The 17,043-nt window shown below is 44.2% G+C and carries 15 protein-coding genes; 12 read left to right on the forward strand and 3 right to left on the reverse strand.

The genetic code is table 11. The annotated features are described in order from the left end of the window. Positions 1 to 12: 12 nt before the first annotated feature. From C511_RS18490 to dnaB, 4 genes are all read left to right on the forward strand, one after another. A complete protein-coding gene (locus C511_RS18490; RefSeq protein ID WP_316929588.1) occupies positions 13 to 396 on the forward strand; it encodes a 3-oxoacyl-[acyl-carrier-protein] synthase III C-terminal domain-containing protein in 384 nt (127 codons plus the stop codon). A gap of 343 nt (positions 397 to 739) precedes the next feature. Beyond that, entirely contained in the window at positions 740 to 1,015 is a 276-nt protein-coding gene (locus C511_RS17620) for a DUF4248 domain-containing protein (RefSeq protein WP_081698321.1), read from the forward strand. A 486-nt stretch (positions 1,016 to 1,501) separates the two neighbouring features. Next, positions 1,502 to 2,089, forward strand: coding sequence for a hypothetical protein (locus tag C511_RS0115080; protein WP_024997223.1), 588 nt, complete (start codon positions 1,502 to 1,504; stop codon positions 2,087 to 2,089). Positions 2,090 to 2,154: 65 nt separating this feature from the next. Next, entirely contained in the window at positions 2,155 to 3,519 is a 1,365-nt protein-coding gene (gene dnaB / locus C511_RS0115085) for a replicative DNA helicase (protein WP_024997222.1), read from the forward strand. Between the two features lie 24 nt (positions 3,520 to 3,543). Here dnaB and C511_RS0115090 read toward each other — a convergent pair whose 3' ends face one another. Continuing rightward, positions 3,544 to 3,771: a DUF4248 domain-containing protein gene (locus tag C511_RS0115090; RefSeq protein WP_027317654.1), complete on the reverse strand. Its 228-nt coding sequence runs from the start codon at positions 3,769 to 3,771 to the stop codon at positions 3,544 to 3,546. A gap of 241 nt (positions 3,772 to 4,012) precedes the next feature. Between C511_RS0115090 and C511_RS17030 the strand changes: the two genes are divergently transcribed. The 4 genes from C511_RS17030 (at position 4,013) to C511_RS0115110 (ending at position 6,031) form a co-directional block, all read left to right on the forward strand. Beyond that, positions 4,013 to 4,501, forward strand: coding sequence for an HU family DNA-binding protein (locus C511_RS17030; RefSeq protein WP_034782594.1), 489 nt, complete (start codon positions 4,013 to 4,015; stop codon positions 4,499 to 4,501). A gap of 98 nt (positions 4,502 to 4,599) precedes the next feature. Beyond that, positions 4,600 to 4,872: a hypothetical protein gene (locus C511_RS0115100; RefSeq protein ID WP_034782462.1), complete on the forward strand. Its 273-nt coding sequence runs from the start codon at positions 4,600 to 4,602 to the stop codon at positions 4,870 to 4,872. Between the two features lie 5 nt (positions 4,873 to 4,877). Next, positions 4,878 to 5,321: an N-acetylmuramoyl-L-alanine amidase gene (locus tag C511_RS0115105; RefSeq protein WP_024997219.1), complete on the forward strand. Its 444-nt coding sequence runs from the start codon at positions 4,878 to 4,880 to the stop codon at positions 5,319 to 5,321. Between the two features lie 128 nt (positions 5,322 to 5,449). Beyond that, entirely contained in the window at positions 5,450 to 6,031 is a 582-nt protein-coding gene (locus tag C511_RS0115110; protein ID WP_024997218.1) for a Crp/Fnr family transcriptional regulator, read from the forward strand. On the opposite strand, the gene C511_RS0115115 is transcribed toward C511_RS0115110, so the two are convergent. Continuing rightward, on the reverse strand, positions 6,026 to 8,998 hold the full coding sequence (locus C511_RS0115115; RefSeq protein WP_027318362.1) for a two-component regulator propeller domain-containing protein: 2,973 nt from the start codon (positions 8,996 to 8,998) through the stop codon (positions 6,026 to 6,028). The two genes, C511_RS0115110 and C511_RS0115115, sit on opposite strands and share 6 nt — an antisense overlap. A gap of 311 nt (positions 8,999 to 9,309) precedes the next feature. Here C511_RS0115115 and C511_RS0115120 point away from each other — a divergent pair, with 311 nt between their 5' ends. The 4 genes from C511_RS0115120 (at position 9,310) to C511_RS0115135 (ending at position 15,975) form a co-directional block, all read left to right on the forward strand. After that, entirely contained in the window at positions 9,310 to 12,591 is a 3,282-nt protein-coding gene (locus tag C511_RS0115120) for a SusC/RagA family TonB-linked outer membrane protein (protein ID WP_024997215.1), read from the forward strand. A 21-nt stretch (positions 12,592 to 12,612) separates the two neighbouring features. After that, positions 12,613 to 14,670, forward strand: coding sequence for a RagB/SusD family nutrient uptake outer membrane protein (locus tag C511_RS0115125; protein WP_024997214.1), 2,058 nt, complete (start codon positions 12,613 to 12,615; stop codon positions 14,668 to 14,670). Positions 14,671 to 14,949: 279 nt separating this feature from the next. Next, the gene (locus tag C511_RS0115130; protein WP_161625906.1) at positions 14,950 to 15,534 is read left to right on the forward strand and encodes a YiiX/YebB-like N1pC/P60 family cysteine hydrolase; all 585 of its coding nucleotides are present in this window, start codon (positions 14,950 to 14,952) and stop codon (positions 15,532 to 15,534) included. Between the two features lie 33 nt (positions 15,535 to 15,567). After that, positions 15,568 to 15,975: a DUF4878 domain-containing protein gene (locus C511_RS0115135; RefSeq protein WP_024997213.1), complete on the forward strand. Its 408-nt coding sequence runs from the start codon at positions 15,568 to 15,570 to the stop codon at positions 15,973 to 15,975. Between the two features lie 56 nt (positions 15,976 to 16,031). Here the strand turns inward: C511_RS0115135 and C511_RS0115140 are convergent, their stop codons facing one another. Then, positions 16,032 to 16,925, reverse strand: coding sequence for a helix-turn-helix domain-containing protein (locus tag C511_RS0115140; RefSeq protein WP_024997212.1), 894 nt, complete (start codon positions 16,923 to 16,925; stop codon positions 16,032 to 16,034). Between the last annotated feature and the right edge of the window lie 118 nt (positions 16,926 to 17,043).

Here is a 17,043-nt window from a genome sequence, read left to right on the forward strand (position 1 = left end):
GGCAATATAGGCATGGGTACTGATGGAGTATTCCTTAACCTTCAAAATAAAGAAATAAAAATGCCATATGGAAAAGATGTTTTTGTTCACGCATGCCATTATCTTATTGAAAACACCAAGAATATATTAATTAAAAATGACTTCTCAATAAATCAACTCTCTTATTTCATAGGACACCAAGCCAATATGAGAATCCTGAAACACGTTATAAAAGAATTGGGAATTCCAGAAAACAAACTATTGTACAATATTGAAGAGTTAGGAAATACCGGATCTGCAAGTACATTGTTAGTTTTTGCTCAGAATTACGATAAATTTAAATCCGGCGATTTGATATGTATCTCGGTTTTTGAAGGAGGCTATTCAGCTGGTTCCTGTCTGATTCGTATGAATTAATGTTCTATACTCCTTTGTTACTATTTATAAATATCTAAATAGTTCTCGGAATAAGAGAGTTATTTTCTCCCCCCCCAACAATTAAAAATCCTACACCAACTTTTTAAAATCCTAGGCCTAGAAATAAAAATAGCAGGCGAACAATTGTTTTTTATTAAGATATTATTATACATTATAAAGCCTTCATATATAATAATGTGTAAAGTCTCGGTCTGTTTGTAATAATATTTTGTATAATTATAATTCTTTGAAAATAATTTGATTAATATAGTTTTTATGTAATATATTATAGTTACATTTGCAAAATTAAAATTATCTAAATATATAACTTCTCAAAACTAATATGATGAGACACAAATCACCTACGCCTGAACAGCTATCAGGCTTTTTGTCTGTAAAAGCTATTGCAGCCTTGTATTTCCCCTGTTACTTAACTTCAAGATCTCAGATGAAAGCATTACAGAAAAAACTCAATGAAAATTCTACTTTAATTCAGAGGCTAAACGATACAGGATTCACGGTTAATTCTACCTGGTTTACCCCGCAGCAAGTGGACCTTCTTTTCGACGAATGGGGCAACCCAGATTACAACATCCGAAAAAATCGAACAGACCGTTAAGGCAACTCACGAAAACACAAGGAAAATCTCCGAATTATTATATATATTATTAATTCTATATTATATCATGGGCACATCGTGTTCACATAAACAAAAAACAAACCTCATAACCAACTTATTTTCAATAAGTTAGCTAACAAAAAACATGTGCGAAATCGTGTGCGCATTTTTTAGGTTAATTTTCAGGACAAAACAGCCTTTCAGGATGCTTCGGCTCAACTGAAAGGCTGTTTTAATTGATGCTCTCCGGGAATGCTTGTTTCAAGCTCCATCGTTTATTTGATTTATCGTGCAAATTTATGCAAAGTTGAGCGAAAATTGTATTTTTTAGTCTTTTCGCTACTTTTTTGGTTATTTTGAACAAAATCAGACTATTATGAACATTATCGATCGTTTTCGATACCGAAACGGATTGGGCTATTGCACGGTATTATTTCAGCGTTTATATTTGCCGAAAAATAATATGAATCTCTTAAAAAAGAACTCATGAAGAATAAACAAATTTCTAGCGGTTTTCTCTATATTTCCAATGAATTGTTAACTAGAATTTTCAATTTAAGTAACCAACCGCTTACGGAACGCGAGGCGTTTATCACGATGTATCACCGAATGAATTACAAAGATGCCACCTGCATCATACGCGGAAAATCTGTTTGCTGTAAAAGGGGAGAATCGCTTATCAGCATAAGTAACTGGTCGGAGATATTCGGATGGGAGCGCACTAAAACCAGACGTTTCTTCAAGAAACTGGTTCTCGAAAATCTAATCTCCATCATCCCGCACACTAACCTGACACACATCCGCATGACGCATTACCCTAACGGACTGTACGAAGCCGATAATCAGGAGACCGATGAGTTGTTTCAGCAGTTCTGGGACGAGTATCACGCCACCACGCAAACGCGCAAAGTCAACGTGGGCAGGGCGCGCAAGGAGTGGAACCTGCTCACACAGCACGAAAAGAAACTGGCTGTCACCGGAATCGATAATTACTATTACTACCTCACCGATACGCGTTTCTGCAAGCAGGCGGTGAACTACCTCAAAGACAAATCTTTTTTAGACGAAGACTAAACAAACGGGCCATGCCCACTGACTTCCTCTGAATCAATATTCATATTTAATTTTAAATTTTTACCATGAATCAACCCCAAGCAATTGACATGGAACAGGCCGTGCTGAGCGCCTGTCTCATTGAAACCACGGCCATGCCGCTGGTAAGTACCAAAATTCGCCCCGAAATGTTCTACGAGCAAAGGCACCAAAAGGTGTATGATGCCATGCTGCACATGAGCACCCAGGGCACGGGCATCGACATTCTCACCGTGAGTGAGGAGCTGCGCCGACGGGGCGAACTGGAGCAGATCGGCGGACCGTATTTCATTACGCAGCTCAGCTCGCACGTGGCCAACTCCACGCACTTGGATTATCACCTGCAGGTGGTGCACGAAAAGTTTATCCGCAGGCAATTGATACTGGGCTTCAACAAGCTGTTTGCCTTGTCGGCCGATGAAACCATGGACCTGGAAGACACGCTGGCCGAAGGGCACAAGCTGCTCGAAAACATCGAAAAGGAGTTTGGATGCAACACCAATCTGAGGGAACTCAAGGTGCTCATGGCCGATACCATGCGTGAAGCCGAAGGGCGTATCAACAACAATGCTGCAGGAATAACCGGGGTTTCTACCGGCTTGCACGATCTCGACAAGCTTACGGCGGGCTGGCAAAAGGGCGATCTGAACATCATTGCCGCACGTCCTTCGGTGGGCAAAACGGCCTTCGCCATGCATCTGGCCACGGCAGCGGCAAAGGCCGGACGGCATACGGTGGTGTACAGTATCGAGATGGCGGGCGAACGGTTGGGCGACCGACTGATCCTCTCGCAGGCCAACATTGATGCCGAGCAGTGGAAGAGCGGGCAGGTGGATGCCTGGGGGCTCAGCGAGGCTACCAAGGCGGCCAGCGAGCTGGGACAACTGCCCATGCGCATTGATGACACCGGCACGGCGGGCATGGATTACATACGGGCCAGCGCGCGCATGCTGCACAGCAAGGGCTTGTGTGATGTGGTGTTTATCGACTACTTGCAGCTCTGCGAAATGAAGCCCGATAAGCAGGCGCGCAACCGGGAGCAGGAGGTGGCTATGGCCACGCACAAGGCCAAATTAATGGCGCGTGAGCTGAACATTCCGGTCATCTTGCTCAGTCAGCTGAACCGTGAATCGGAGAATCGTCCGGGGCGCAAACCGATGTTGTCGGATCTTCGCGAGAGTGGATCCATCGAGCAGGATGCGGATTTGGTGATCTTGCTCTATCGCCCTGCCATGGCGCAGTTGCCAACCGATAAGGAGAGCGGATATCCCACCGACGGACTGGGCATTGCTATCATTGCTAAGCATCGTAACGGGCAAACGGGCAACGTGTACTTTGGGCACAACAAGAGCATGACGCGCATTGCCGACTATACGCCACCCGAGCCTTGGATCAGCAAGAATGCCGAGTAAACCGGCACAAAAAAGGGGAGCCAATTACGGTTCCCCTAAATGTTCCACAATCAGCTCCACCTGGCGACGGGTGAAATAGTGGTCGTTTTTACCTTCTCTGCCGCTGTAAAGCGCATCATACAAGTCTTCGTTTTTGCGTATCCAGTTACGCAGTTTGCGCATGGCCGACTCCACGGGCAACCCCGGATTGTACAAATGGGCCAAGATGCCTTTGTGGTAGGCTCGCACCCTGAACGGTTCGTCTTCTTTCATCAGTTTATCTTATTGGTTTACTCCTGTAAATTTACATATTAACGAGCAGAAAAACAAGTTTTTCAACGAAAAACAAAGGCGTTTAATCAAATAAAAACAATGCACGGTTTGAGTGGTAAAGTACGGTAAAAAGGCTTTTGAGCAGGTTGTATCTTTGTTGTACCGGAGCGGGAAACAGGGTTGGTGAGCAGCCCTGATCCGCGTTTCGGAAAAGAGTATTAATCATTTAATTTATTACAACATGAGTGTACCTGTTACAGTAGTGGCCCGAAAAAATCCTGCCAAGCAGAACGAGCCCGAAAAGTTTTATGCCATGGCCCAGGCGGCGGGCGAAATGAATTTCCGCAGTTTGTGCAAAGATGCCTCTGAAGGCTGCACGGTGATGCGTGCCGATATCGCAGCAGTGCTCTACGCACTGATCGATAGCATGATGAAGAGTCTGGCCAAAGGGGAGATTGTGCGCTTCGGCGACTTCGGCAGCTTCCAGGTAGGGGTAAGCAGCACAGGAGTGGAAAAGAAGGATGATTTCAGTGCCAATCAGGTGAAGGGCGCACACATCATTTTCCGTCCGGGTATTGACCTCACGGAGATGATCAAGACGCTGACCTTCAAGAAGAAGACAGTGGGCAAGGTGGTAGCCGAGAATGAAACACCGGGTGAGAACACAGGTGGCAATACCGGAGGAAACACACCAGGAAACACGGGTGAGGAAGATGATCCTAATAGATAATCTGTTAACCAAAAGTAACGGATGTGCAAACGTCCGTTACTTAATTGTCAGTATTTAAGAATACACGAATTTTGTTTAATCTATAAGGATAATTGAATATGAAAACCATTATTTTGAAAGTTTTGGAGTGTACCAAGGTGATTCTTCCATTTTTCGTAAAAACGAATAAAAAGGACAGCAAAGAGTTTAGCGACCTCATCAAGGGGCAGTACGAGTTTCTGGTGGCTCAGCTGGAGAAGGTGCTCAAAGATTACTTTGAGACCAGTGAAAAGGTTCGTGAGATGCACACCGAACTATTTGCCTTGAAAACGCAGCTGGCGGCAGCGCTGGCGCAGCAGTGTGCAGCCAAGGAGTGTTCATCCAGAATGTAGGCGGTATGAGACACATTGACCTGATTGTGATTCACTGTTCGGCCACGCGCGAAGACCGCACCTATTCCGAGCATGATCTGGCGACGGATCACCGTCGCCGGGGCTTCAAGGGTGCGGGTTATCACTTTTACGTTCGCAAGGACGGTAAGATAGTCACCACCCGTCCACTAGAGCAGGTTGGTGCGCATGCACGAGGTTACAACGCCAACAGCATCGGCATCTGTTACGAGGGCGGACTCGACAGCCGGGGCATGCCCAAAGATACGCGAACCTGTCATCAGAAGCATTCGCTACGGGTATTGGTACGCACGTTGTTGATTGATTATCCCCTCAGCCGGGTATGCGGCCATCGGGATTTAAGTCCGGACCTGAACCACAACGGCGAAGTTGAACCGGAGGAGTGGGTGAAGCAGTGCCCTTGTTTTGAGGGGAGCGAGGTGATGGTTTAAGACAATCAAGGGAGATATGAGCATCATGCTATATCTCCCCTTTTGATTGTTTAAGGTTCATTAATTGATCTATATCATTTTTTTTGCTATTTTTGTGCCATAACCTACTATTCAAATCATCTTAAAAAATGGAATTACTCAAAGAAACCGTAGCTGCCGTTGTGAACTCCAGGTTCCCTGAAATGACTCCCGAAGGAAGAAAAATTCTTGAAAATCTGGCAGAACGCCGTGATTTGAACAAGGGCGAAATGCTTATTCATCAGGGTCAGATAAGCAGGTACATCGTTTTTGTAGCGAAAGGCATGTTGCGACAATATTATTTTAAAAACGGGAAAGAGGTGACCGAACATTTCTCATACGAGGGCTGCATTTTGATGTGCATTGAGAGCTTACTCAAACAGGAACCTACCCGTCTGGTTGCCGAGGCGTTGGAGCCGGCTACGGTGTATTTGTTGCCCTACGACCGACTGCTCAAACTAAGTGAGGACATCAGGGAAATCAATATTTTCTACCGTAAAGTGCTAGAATTCTCACTTATCACATCGCAAATCAAAGCTGATTCGTGGAGGTTTGAAACAGCTCGCGAGCGTTACAATCTGCTAATGAAAACCCATCCGGAAGTTATTAAACGGGCACCGCTATCACACATTGCTTCGTATCTGCTCATGACTCCCGAAACATTAAGCCGCGTAAGAGCAGGCAGTTTATAATACCTCCCGATCCGTCTTAGGCTGGTATCTTTTAAGATATTCTTTGGGTTGCATTCCGTAATTGTTTTTAAAGCAACGACTAAAGTATTTAGGGTCATTGAATCCTACGGCATAAGCCAAGTCAGAAATACGTATGCCGGGTTGTTCCTGCATAATTTGACAGGCAGCCTTCAGTCGTATGCTCTGAATAAACCCTGAGAGATTCATTCCGGTAAGTTCTTTAAGCCGGGTATAGAGGGTGGTTTTGCTGGTCGACATAGCCTCAACAAATTCAGACACTCCAAACGCAGAATCCGTCATGTGTTTCTTCACACAGTCAATGGCCTGTTCAAGGAAAACTTCATCCGATCCGGGCACACGAATGCTATCAACCTCAACAATCATCTGTCTCTCCTTTTCGTTTTTATTATAGGCTTCCATTACATGTATGCGAAGCGAATTTTTAAGCGTTATGCGACGTTTTACATCTTGCCACACATAGTAGGCGAAAAGCGTTAATAAGAACGTGTAAAGGGTGTAGGCCCACCACGTAGCCCACCAGGGCGACAATACTTTGATGTTAAGCTGCCTCACATCGCTCCAATCACCATTTTCATTGGTTGCCTTAATCAGGAACCGATAGTTGCCCGAAGGCAGGTTGTTATACTCTGCCAATCGATGGGTTCCGTCGGTGTACTTCCAATCGTCATCCATGTTTTCAAGCTTATAGGCGTATTTGTTAAGCAGCGGATTGTTGTAGGTTAGCGAAGCAAACTCAATTCTCACATCATTATATTCAAACGGAACGGTAATGCTTTCTGTAAATTCCGAACTATATGCTGATATTTTTCTCCTCTTATCAGCAGGTAGCTGGCTCAATTTTCGCCCGCGTATGTAAATTTCTGTCAACTGAAGGTTTACATTCTGCGACACGTTCTTTAGTTCTTCGGGCACAAAACTGATGAAGCCTTTGGTGGAACCAAAATACAATTTGTGCTGAAAATGACAGGAACTATTGGGAATAAAATAATTATCTTGCAGTCCGTCACCCGTGGTAAAAATACGTATTCGGGTTGCAGCATCGTCTCCGGGCGAGCTGACGCGCACCAATCCGCTATTCGTACCCAGCCAAAGATTACCGCTTTCATCTTCCTCGATGCTGCTGACCATATCTCCGGGAAGATTATAGGCGAGGTGCTTATCTACAAAGGTATCCGATGAAGGGTCGTACAGGCACAGTCCGGAGCCTTCCGTACCCGCCCATAATTGATTCTTTGAATCGATAAAAAGGCACAAAACATGTTTAGCCGAAAGCGTGCCACGGGCCGGATTATAGATGTGTGTCTTAGCCTGTTGCAGCGCGTGAGGGTTTGCTTCCACCCGTATAATTCCCTGGGTAGAGGTAGCCATCCACAAATTGTTCTGATGGTCTGTAATAACATCACGGATATCGGGATCTGCCACTTTATTTGTACCTATAGCAAATAAAGCAACTGACGTTCTGTATCCGTCGGGTGCCATAACCCCCAACCCTCCTTTTGTGGCAATCCAAATATTGCCCTTGTTGTCTTGATGCAAAGCCGTAAGGTGATTTACCGGCAGGAAATGGCAGTTGGTGTATCTGTAATTCTTCACATTCTTTCCTTTTTGGTACACATACAACCCGTCACTGTAACTGGCAAAATAAATGGTGTGGCTACGCCGATCTTTCAAAATATCAAAGACGGTCGACATGGACTTTATCTGACCGAATTCTTTAATCTGATTGTACTCCTCGTACTGATCGGTATCATGAGAATATCGCATTACACCATGATTCTCCACCCCTATCCAACAGTCATCTTGATCTACATAAAGAGAATAGATAGACGTGGCAAACACGCGCCTGGAAGAGCTGATGGTCATATTGTTCTGGAAAAAAGGCTTGCTGGTATTGGTATGAATCACCCCTCCCCCGAGTGATCCTAGCCACATTTTGTTGTTGTTAGCGTCATACAAAACAGCATCAATCTCGGCAGCCGGCAGTTCGTGCGGACTGGCATGTACCTGATAGTTTATGAATTTACCCGGATTTGCAGCATCAGTAATGCTTAACCCTACACTGCCGCCCACCCATAAGGTTTTCGTAAGGGGGTCTTCTGAAATGGCATATACCAAGTTATCTGCCAAACTATTAGGGTTGCGCACATCATGGGTAAAGGTATCAAAACCGATGAGCGAACGATTGGCCGCTAAGTGCAATCGATGAAGTCCGTTGGACCATCCCGCAACCCAGATAGTTCCCCGTGAATCTTCAAAAATATAATGTGCTGAGTTTTGCTGGTTGAGCGGAGGATAATGATACATTTTTTGAGTGGTGGGGTTCAAACGATACAACCCACTATCCCACGTACCAATCCAAACGTCACCACGAGAGTCTTTCAGCAAGGATTTAACGGTAGTGGGGTTAAAAACTCCTGCTGTATTCTTGGCTGTCAGTTCAATGAAGGCCTGCCTGCTGTATTGATAGCGGTACAAACCGTTTTCAGTACCTATCAGAGCATTATCATTATCTAGAATCAGGATGCGTGCTATGTTGTTGCTTTTGGCCTTGGGAATGATGATCTTTTCTATTGCACGCGTTTTCTTATTAAATACGTTAAAGCCATTATCCGTACCAATCCACAGTCGGTTGAGTTTATCTTCGGTAATACACTGTATGTTATTTGAGGTCAGTAAACTGGGGTTGTGCAGGTTGGATTTTATTTCCTGTATGCCGTAGCCGTCATACCTGAACAGGCCGTATTTGGTACCAACCCACACAAATCCGTTTGAGTCTTGAAACAGAGTCTGCACATCATTATTGGGAAGTCCGTTGAGAGTGGAGTACTCTTTAAATTGCAAATGTGAAACAATACCTTTGCTTGCAAATAAAGGAGATATTATTAACAGGCAGAGAATATGAACAGATATGCACACGCGGACCGGAAATACAAAAAGTGCTTTCATTGTATACGTTACGTTATTAAAACTTGGCGAAGATACAAAAAACACTTATTACGTGCCAACAATACCGCGTACTTAAAATGAAATAAGCTCTTTGAACCAAGAAACAATACAGGTGTTTCAACCGTTTTAGAGTATATAATGAGGTGGATTTATAATCCGAATAAGGGGAAAAACCATAATTCTACTTTATAGGATTATTTTCAGATATATTATTAATACAATAAGCCTACCTTTACTTAAAATTCAATCGGGGCAGTTACCCCATTGGTTGAAACAAGGTTATATTTTAGTTTTATCTTAAAGTTTATACAATGAAAAAGCAAAGATTCTTTGAAAGACTCGAACTGCGTAAAAGAGTGCCTCTCTTTTTACTGGTTTGCATGACTCTTCTTTTGAACATTCAGTTGCTGAATGCTCAAAGTTCCACAATTCAGGTGAAAGGTACCGTAAACGATGGCAGCGACCCTGTTATTGGTGCCAGTGTATTGGTCAAAGGCAGTACGACCAACGGAACCATTACCGACATAAATGGAAACTTCACATTGCAGGTACCTGCCAATGCCACTTTAGTAATCAGCTTTGTTGGTTACAAAACACAAGAAGTTGCGGTTGCCGGAAAAAGCACGCTGGCAATTACTATTAAAGAGGACACCGAAACACTCGACGAAGTTGTTATTGTGGGTTTTGGTACGCAAAAGAAGGTAAATCTTACCGGATCAGTGGGGTTGGCTACTGCCAAAGAAATTGAGGCACGTCCCGTAGCCAATGCTACACAGGCGTTGCAAGGTTTGGTCCCGGGTTTACAAATTACCACCAACACCGGCGAATTAGGCAAAAGCATGTCTATCAACATTCGTGGTAATGGTACCATTGGCGACGGATCAAGCGGCAGTCCGCTGATTTTAATTGATGGCATGGAAGGCGATATCAATATGGTTAACCCGCAGGATATTGAGAACATTTCTGTATTGAAAGATGCGGCAGCTTCTTCTATTTACGGTTCACGTGCGCCTTTCGGCGTTATTTTAGTTACTACTAAAAAAGGCCGTACAGATAAGACAACCATCAATTACAACAACAGTTTCCGCATTAACAGTGCAGTGAACCTGCCTGAAATGATGGATTCGTACACGTTTGCCAACTATTTCAATGCGGCAGCACGCAACTCACATTGGGGAGATCAGTTCAACCAAAGCGTGATGCAACAGATGCTCGACTTTCAAGCTGCCGGAGGAACCAACAAAGGCGGTTTGCAAACAGATGGCAAGGTATGGGGAAAACCAGCCGGTGACCCGTTTACCACTGCTTATGCAAACACTGACTGGTATTCTGAAATATACAAGGATAACAATTTCTCGCAAGAGCATAACCTGAGCGTTAGCGGAGGAAGCAGCAAATTTAATTATTATGCTTCTTTAGGTTACTTGGATCAAAACGGATTGCTTCGTCACGGCTCCGATGAGCTGAAACGTTACAATGCTACAGCCAAGTTCAACGCTGAGTTAAACAAATGGGTTAAGTTCAATTACAGTTTGCGCTTTGTGCGTCAGGATTTGGATCGCCCCACTACCTTCGGCGATGGTTTGTACGAAAGAATTGGCCGTCAAACATGGCCTAACCTTCCGGTGTACGACGAAAACGGCTATTACTTCAATAGCAATGCCGACACCCCGGCTATGTCTCTGGCAATGGGTGGCAATTACAACACGCAGACCGACAAAACTTACCATCAGGCAGGTTTGGTTTTTGAACCTATTAAGAACTGGGTAACCAATGTAGAGTTCAACTACAGCACCAATTCCGCAGATACACGTGAGGTGACTTTGCCTTATTACAATCACGATGTAGCCGGTAACATTATAGACACCAAAGGTACTTCTAGTTTGTACCAGGATTATAAGAAAGAGAATTATACGAACTGGAATATTTATTCTACTTATTCATTTTCTCTGCAAGATGTTCACAACTTCAAAGTATTGGGTGGTTTCCAATCGGAAGAAATGCGCCAAAAGTTCTTCAAGGTAAAAGGTTACGGTTTGCAGGTGGAAGATCTGCCCGAGCTGGACTTGATATCGAACATCAACGGTGCCGGAGAAGATAAGGTTCCCGAAGTAGGTGGCTACCGTAACGAATGGGCTACTGCCGGTTTCTTCGGCAGGGTAAACTACGACTATCAGGGTCGTTACCTGGCTGAGGTAAACTTGCGTTATGACGGTGCGTCTCGTTTCCGTAGAGGAAATCGCTGGCAAACATCTCCCTCATTCTCTTTGGGATACAACATTGCACAAGAAAGCTTCTGGGAAGATTTTGCCAAGACATGCAACCAATTGAAACTTCGTTTTTCGTATGGTGAGCTGGGTAATATGAACACAACGGGTTGGTATCCTACGTATCGTACCATGACTCTGGGACAAGCTAACGGAAACTGGCTACAAAACGGCGTGAAACCCAATACGGCTTATGTGGGTAGCCTCATCAGTACTGCCCTGTCTTGGGAAAAGGTACGTACTTATAATGTGGGACTTGATTTCGGTCTCTTTGACAACCGCCTAACCGGTTCGCTCGATGCGTATGTGCGTTACACTGACAACATGGTAGGCCCTTCTGTAGAACTTCCTGCCACATTGGGTATTGCTGCTCCTAAAACAAATAACTGCGATTTGAAAACCAAAGGATGGGAATTAACCATCGGGTGGCAAGATCGTACCAAGTTTGGCTTGGGTTATGGTGTTAAATTCAACGTGTCCGATGCACGTACTTACATTGAAAGCTATCCGGGTAACCCCACCAACTCTATCTCTTCTTACGTAGCCGGTCGTGAAATTGGCGAAATCTGGGGTTTTGAAACCGTAGGCATTGCCAAAACAGACGCTGAAATGCAAGCGCATTTAGCAAAGGTTGGCGGACAACCGCTTGGCAGTGAGTGGACTGCCGGAGATATTATGTATGCTGATTTAGATGGAAAACCGGGTATTACCAAAGGCTCACAAACAGTGAATGACCATGGCGACCTGAAGGTGATTGGTAACAATACACCGCGTTATCACTTCGGACTCGACCTGAATGCAAATTTCAAAGGTTTCGATGTCCGTGCTTTATTCCAAGGCGTAATGAAACGTGATTACTGGCAGGGTTCAAACATGTTCTGGGGTGCCGATGCAACCTGGGGTATGTGGTGGTCAACCGGCTTAAAGGAACATCAAGACTATTTCCGTTCGGAAGCAATCGGTTTAGCCGGACATGAAATTGCCCCCAACACCGACTCATACTACCCGCGTCCTATATTCAACACCACTAAAAACCAAGAGGTGCAAACTCGTTACATGCAGAATGCAGCTTACATCCGTTTGAAGAACTTACAGATTGGTTATACCATTCCGGCTTCTTTGGTTCGTAAAGCAGGCATTACCAATTGCCGTGTCTTTGTATCGGGCGAAAACTTGTGGACAGGTACCAACTTAACTAAACTGTTTGACCCCGAAACCTTGAACGGTGGAAATACCAACAGCAATGCAGCTGCACCAATCAAGAGCGGTGGTAATGCTTATCCGCTTCTTAAAACTTGGTCGGTAGGACTTAGCGTTTCACTTTAAACCACTAAAATAAGGAATATCATGAAATCGAATTATAAATATATATTCAAGACTTTGATGGCAATGAGCATTGCCGTTGCAACTACGTCATGCGAGGATTTCCTTGACAGAGAGCCCATGTCAACCATTTCTCCCGAGACCTATTTCTCCACAGCGGCACAGCTGGAAGCTAATCTGAATGATGAATATCCCAACATTCTGCCTTCATTCGGTCAGTGGGGTTACGGCGTCTTTGGCGAGGATAAAGGAACCGACAACCAGATAGAAGTAACTGCCAACGATCGCTATACCGCAGATCGCTGGAAAGTGCCTCATAGTGAAAGTGATAACTGGAAGTTTGAGCGTATCTATCGCGTGAACTTCTTTTTATCCGAAACACTTCCCAAATTTGGTGATGATATAAGCGGTGCAAAGAATACTATTTCGGGTAGTATACCTACTATTAAGCACTACATTGGTGAGATGTACTTTTTACGTGCTTATGAATACTTCAAGAAGCTTCAGCTTTTTGGTGACTTTCCTATCATCGAAACACCACTTGCCGATGATGCCACAGCGCTTCGTGAAGCAAGCAAACGTGCTCCGCGCAATGAAGTAGCTCGTTTCATCCTTGCAGATCTCGACAAGGCTTACAGTTACATGAGTGATGTTGATTTGGCTACCACTCGTATAAATAAGGACTTAGCCATGTTGGTAAAATCTCGTGTGGCATTGTTTGAAGGTAGCTGGTTGAAGAACTTCAAAGGTACGGCATTTGTACCCGGCGGCGAAGGATGGCCGGGAGCTAAGATATACAGCAACTATCAGTACCCCAGCGGAAGCATTGACAACGAAGTGAAATATTTCTTGGAACAAGCTGTGGCTGCTGCTAAAATTGTAGGTGATAAGTACAAAGGTAGTCTCACTCAAAACACCGGTGTGCTACAGCAGTCGGCAACAGATCCTGCCAATCCTTATTTTGATATGTTTGCGCAAGAAGACCTTTCAAAGGTTTCCGAAGTACTTCTTTGGCGTCAATATGCACGCGGACTGGCAACTCATAACATTAACTCGGCAGCCGGACGCGGTAATTACCGTATCGGTTTAACACGCGGATTAGTACAAAACTTCCTGATGAAAGACGGTACACCTGTTTATACTCACGGAACATACGCCAACGGTGACGGTTACTACATGGGTGATAAAACCATTGCGGATGTGAAAGCGAACCGTGACTCTCGATTAAGCATATTCTTGAAGGAGCCGGGACAGAAAAATATTCTTTTTGAAACCGATAACAACGAAGGTACAGAAGCTGTTATGGTTGAGCCCTATCCTAGCATTACAAACGGTGATGGTGAGCGCGGTTATGCTACCGGCTATGCACTTCGCAAAGGCGGTTCATTCAATCGCAAACATTATGCAAACGGTGGTGGTTATACGGCTGCCGTATGTTTCAGAGCTGTGGAAGCGTTACTCAACTATATGGAGGCTAGTTACATGCTAACCGGAACACTCGATGCTACTGCCCGTGAGTACTGGACTGCCATTCGCCAACGTGCCAACATCAGTACCGACATTGACAAAACCATTGCCGCTACTAACATGAGCATGGAAGCTGAAAACGACTGGGGAGCTTATACTGCCGGAGCAATCCTGACAGATAAAACCCTTTATAACATACGTCGCGAACGTCGTTGTGAGTTCATGGCCGAAGGAATTCGCTACATGGATCTTCGTCGCTGGCGCTCTATGGATCAGTTAGTAAGCACTCCCAGCCACCTGGAAGGCATGCACCTGTGGAACACCCCGATGGAAAGCTGGTACCTAAACAGCCAAGGTCAAACGATTCTGGTGGCTGATGGTTCCAACCAAGCCAATGTTTCCTCCAAAGATAAGAGCGAATATTTGCGTCCGTTCGAAAGAACTTCCAGTCAGGCTGCCTACAACGGTTGTACCTGGAAGATGGCGCATTACCTGAATCCGATCATGGTTAAACAATTTCAGTTAACGGCTACTTCAGGTTCAGACGTGTCAACGTCTATACTTTACCAGAATCCGTTCTGGCCTGTTGTAGCAGATCAAACTGCAGAAAAATAGCAAGAAAATACATTTCTTGATTTACATCAAATGTTATCCCAAACAAACTTTTTATCTTTGTATCAGCAATAAGGTATTAAGATTACAAGGAAAAAAAGATTCGTTTTTAGGTAACATTAAATTAAAAAGGCAATGCTGTTGTTGAAACATCATTGCCTTTTTTTGTTTTAAAAAGTTGCATTTAAATATTTTTCCTTATATTTGTTCCCATAGCAACTATGAAAAGGACATGTACCTCTGAAAACAAAAGGATTTCCACATATCATTTTATTGTGTGCTTTGATTACGGCCACGACCGCCTGCCACAAAGGCGACACAACTGTGAAAGCGGTTTTGCCGGCCGATAGCCTGTTGCGTGAAGGCGACCTGGTATTCAGGCGAGGCGCAGGATTGATTAGCCGGGCCGTACTGGCTGCCGATGAAGACGGACAGTTTTCCCACATCGGCATTGTAGTGCGCAAAGGCAATGACTGGATGGTGGTGCATGCCGTACCCGGAGAACCTGAATTTAAAGGGGATTCTGACCGGGTAAAAATGGAACCGATAACCTCATTCTTCTGTTCCGAGAAAGCTAAAAGCGGAGCGGTAATGCGGGTGAAAGCCGACAGTACCGTGTGCTGCTCAGCTGCCCGAAGAGCGAAGGCGTTGTACCACAAGCGGGTGTTGTTTGACCATACTTATGATTTACAGGACTCTACGCGCATGTATTGCACGGAACTTATTGAGTATGTGTATCGTTTGGAAAAAGTCGACATATCGGGTGGAAAGCTCACTGCCATACACATTCCGGGATTCAACGGTAATTTTCTGCTGCCGGGAGATATGTTTCAAAGTAAAAAGCTGACAATGATATATCAGTATTAACTGTTTAGTATTAACCTCTAAAAACAAATGCTTATGAAAAAAGGACTCATCTATTTGGGACTGCTGTTTGTTACTACATTGCTTCTGGCTGCCTGCACGGCCAGCTCTCCGGGTGAAGCGGCCAAGAAATATGCCGGGTATATTCAGAAAGGTGAATATGAAAAATTTGCCGATGCCATAGCTCTTGACGAAAAAGCTACTCCCGAAGATAATAAGAAAAACAAAGAAATGGTTGTGGCTCTGCTTAAAGAAAAAGGAGCCAAATCCATTGAAGAGAAAGGTGGCATCAAAACCATTGAGATTCTGTCGGAAACAGTTTCGGAAGATGGCAATACGGCCAAGGTGGTACTGAAACAAACCTACGGCAACGGTGATGCTGAAGATTCTAATTTCGACCTCGTTAAGCAAGACGGAACTTGGAAGATCGTTATGGATAAATAAAATCCCATTCAACCCCAAACGTATGCTGTTGCAGCAAGGTTTGGGGTTGAATGTTTTTATTTTTTTCTATATTCCTTGGGTGACATGCCGGTGTAATGCTTGAAATATTTGCCAAAGAATGACTGGTTGGCAAAGTTCAGTTCTTCTGAAATCTGCTGTATATTCATATCCGATGATTTGAGCAGGGTTTTGGCTTCGAGTATCACAGACTCATCAATCCAGGTACCTGCCGTTTTACCACTCACCTCTTTCACCGCCCACGACAAATGTTTGGGGGTGATGCAAAGTTTGCGGGCGTAGAAATTGACACCCCGCTCCTTTTTATACGACAAAGACACTTCTTTCAAAAAGTCCTCAAATATTTCTTGTTGACGAGGTTTATTACGCCCCTCTTCTGCCGCAAAATAAGGCGAACAGAAATTGTACATTTCATATATCATCGAGAGGAAAAGTCCCCGCACCACTTCCCTACGATACAAATTGTAACTAGCTCTCACCTTTTTCCAAAGGAAGGAATGATATTCCAACAAACTATCGAGTTGCTCGGAAGTCAGTGTTATACAAGGATGGGTATTTATATAAAAGAATAACGGCAATATTTCATGCAAACGAGGAACTACCCCGTCAATGAAGTTTTTAGAGAACACAATGTAAGCTCCCGAAAAATCATCTGACATCTTGAAACACTGTATAATCTGATCGGGCATGGCAATGAACATCTGTCCTTGTTCAAGCGTGTATTCTTCCAGGTTAATACCTAGCCGGCAACTGCCTTTGAGGCAGAGTGCAAAGATAGCCACATCCAGCCTGCTGGGATAATCCATCAACAGTACATCATCCAGTTTATCGAAGATGGCAAAGTCATCATCGATTGTATTTATTTCAGAAACGATATCCGGCAAACTCTTTAATGTAGGTATGTTCGGATCGAGCAGCTTTGACAAGTCCATGATCTTACTTTTTGCGCAAACATAAGAAAACTTTCTTAATCTACAATAGTTTTATAACCAAATTCCGAAAAAAAGAACAATTTATATAAAAACAAGGGCTTTTTTAAGATGTTAAATG

Source organism: Bacteroides graminisolvens DSM 19988 = JCM 15093 (assembly GCF_000428125.1).
GTDB lineage: Bacteria > Bacteroidota > Bacteroidia > Bacteroidales > Bacteroidaceae > Bacteroides > Bacteroides graminisolvens.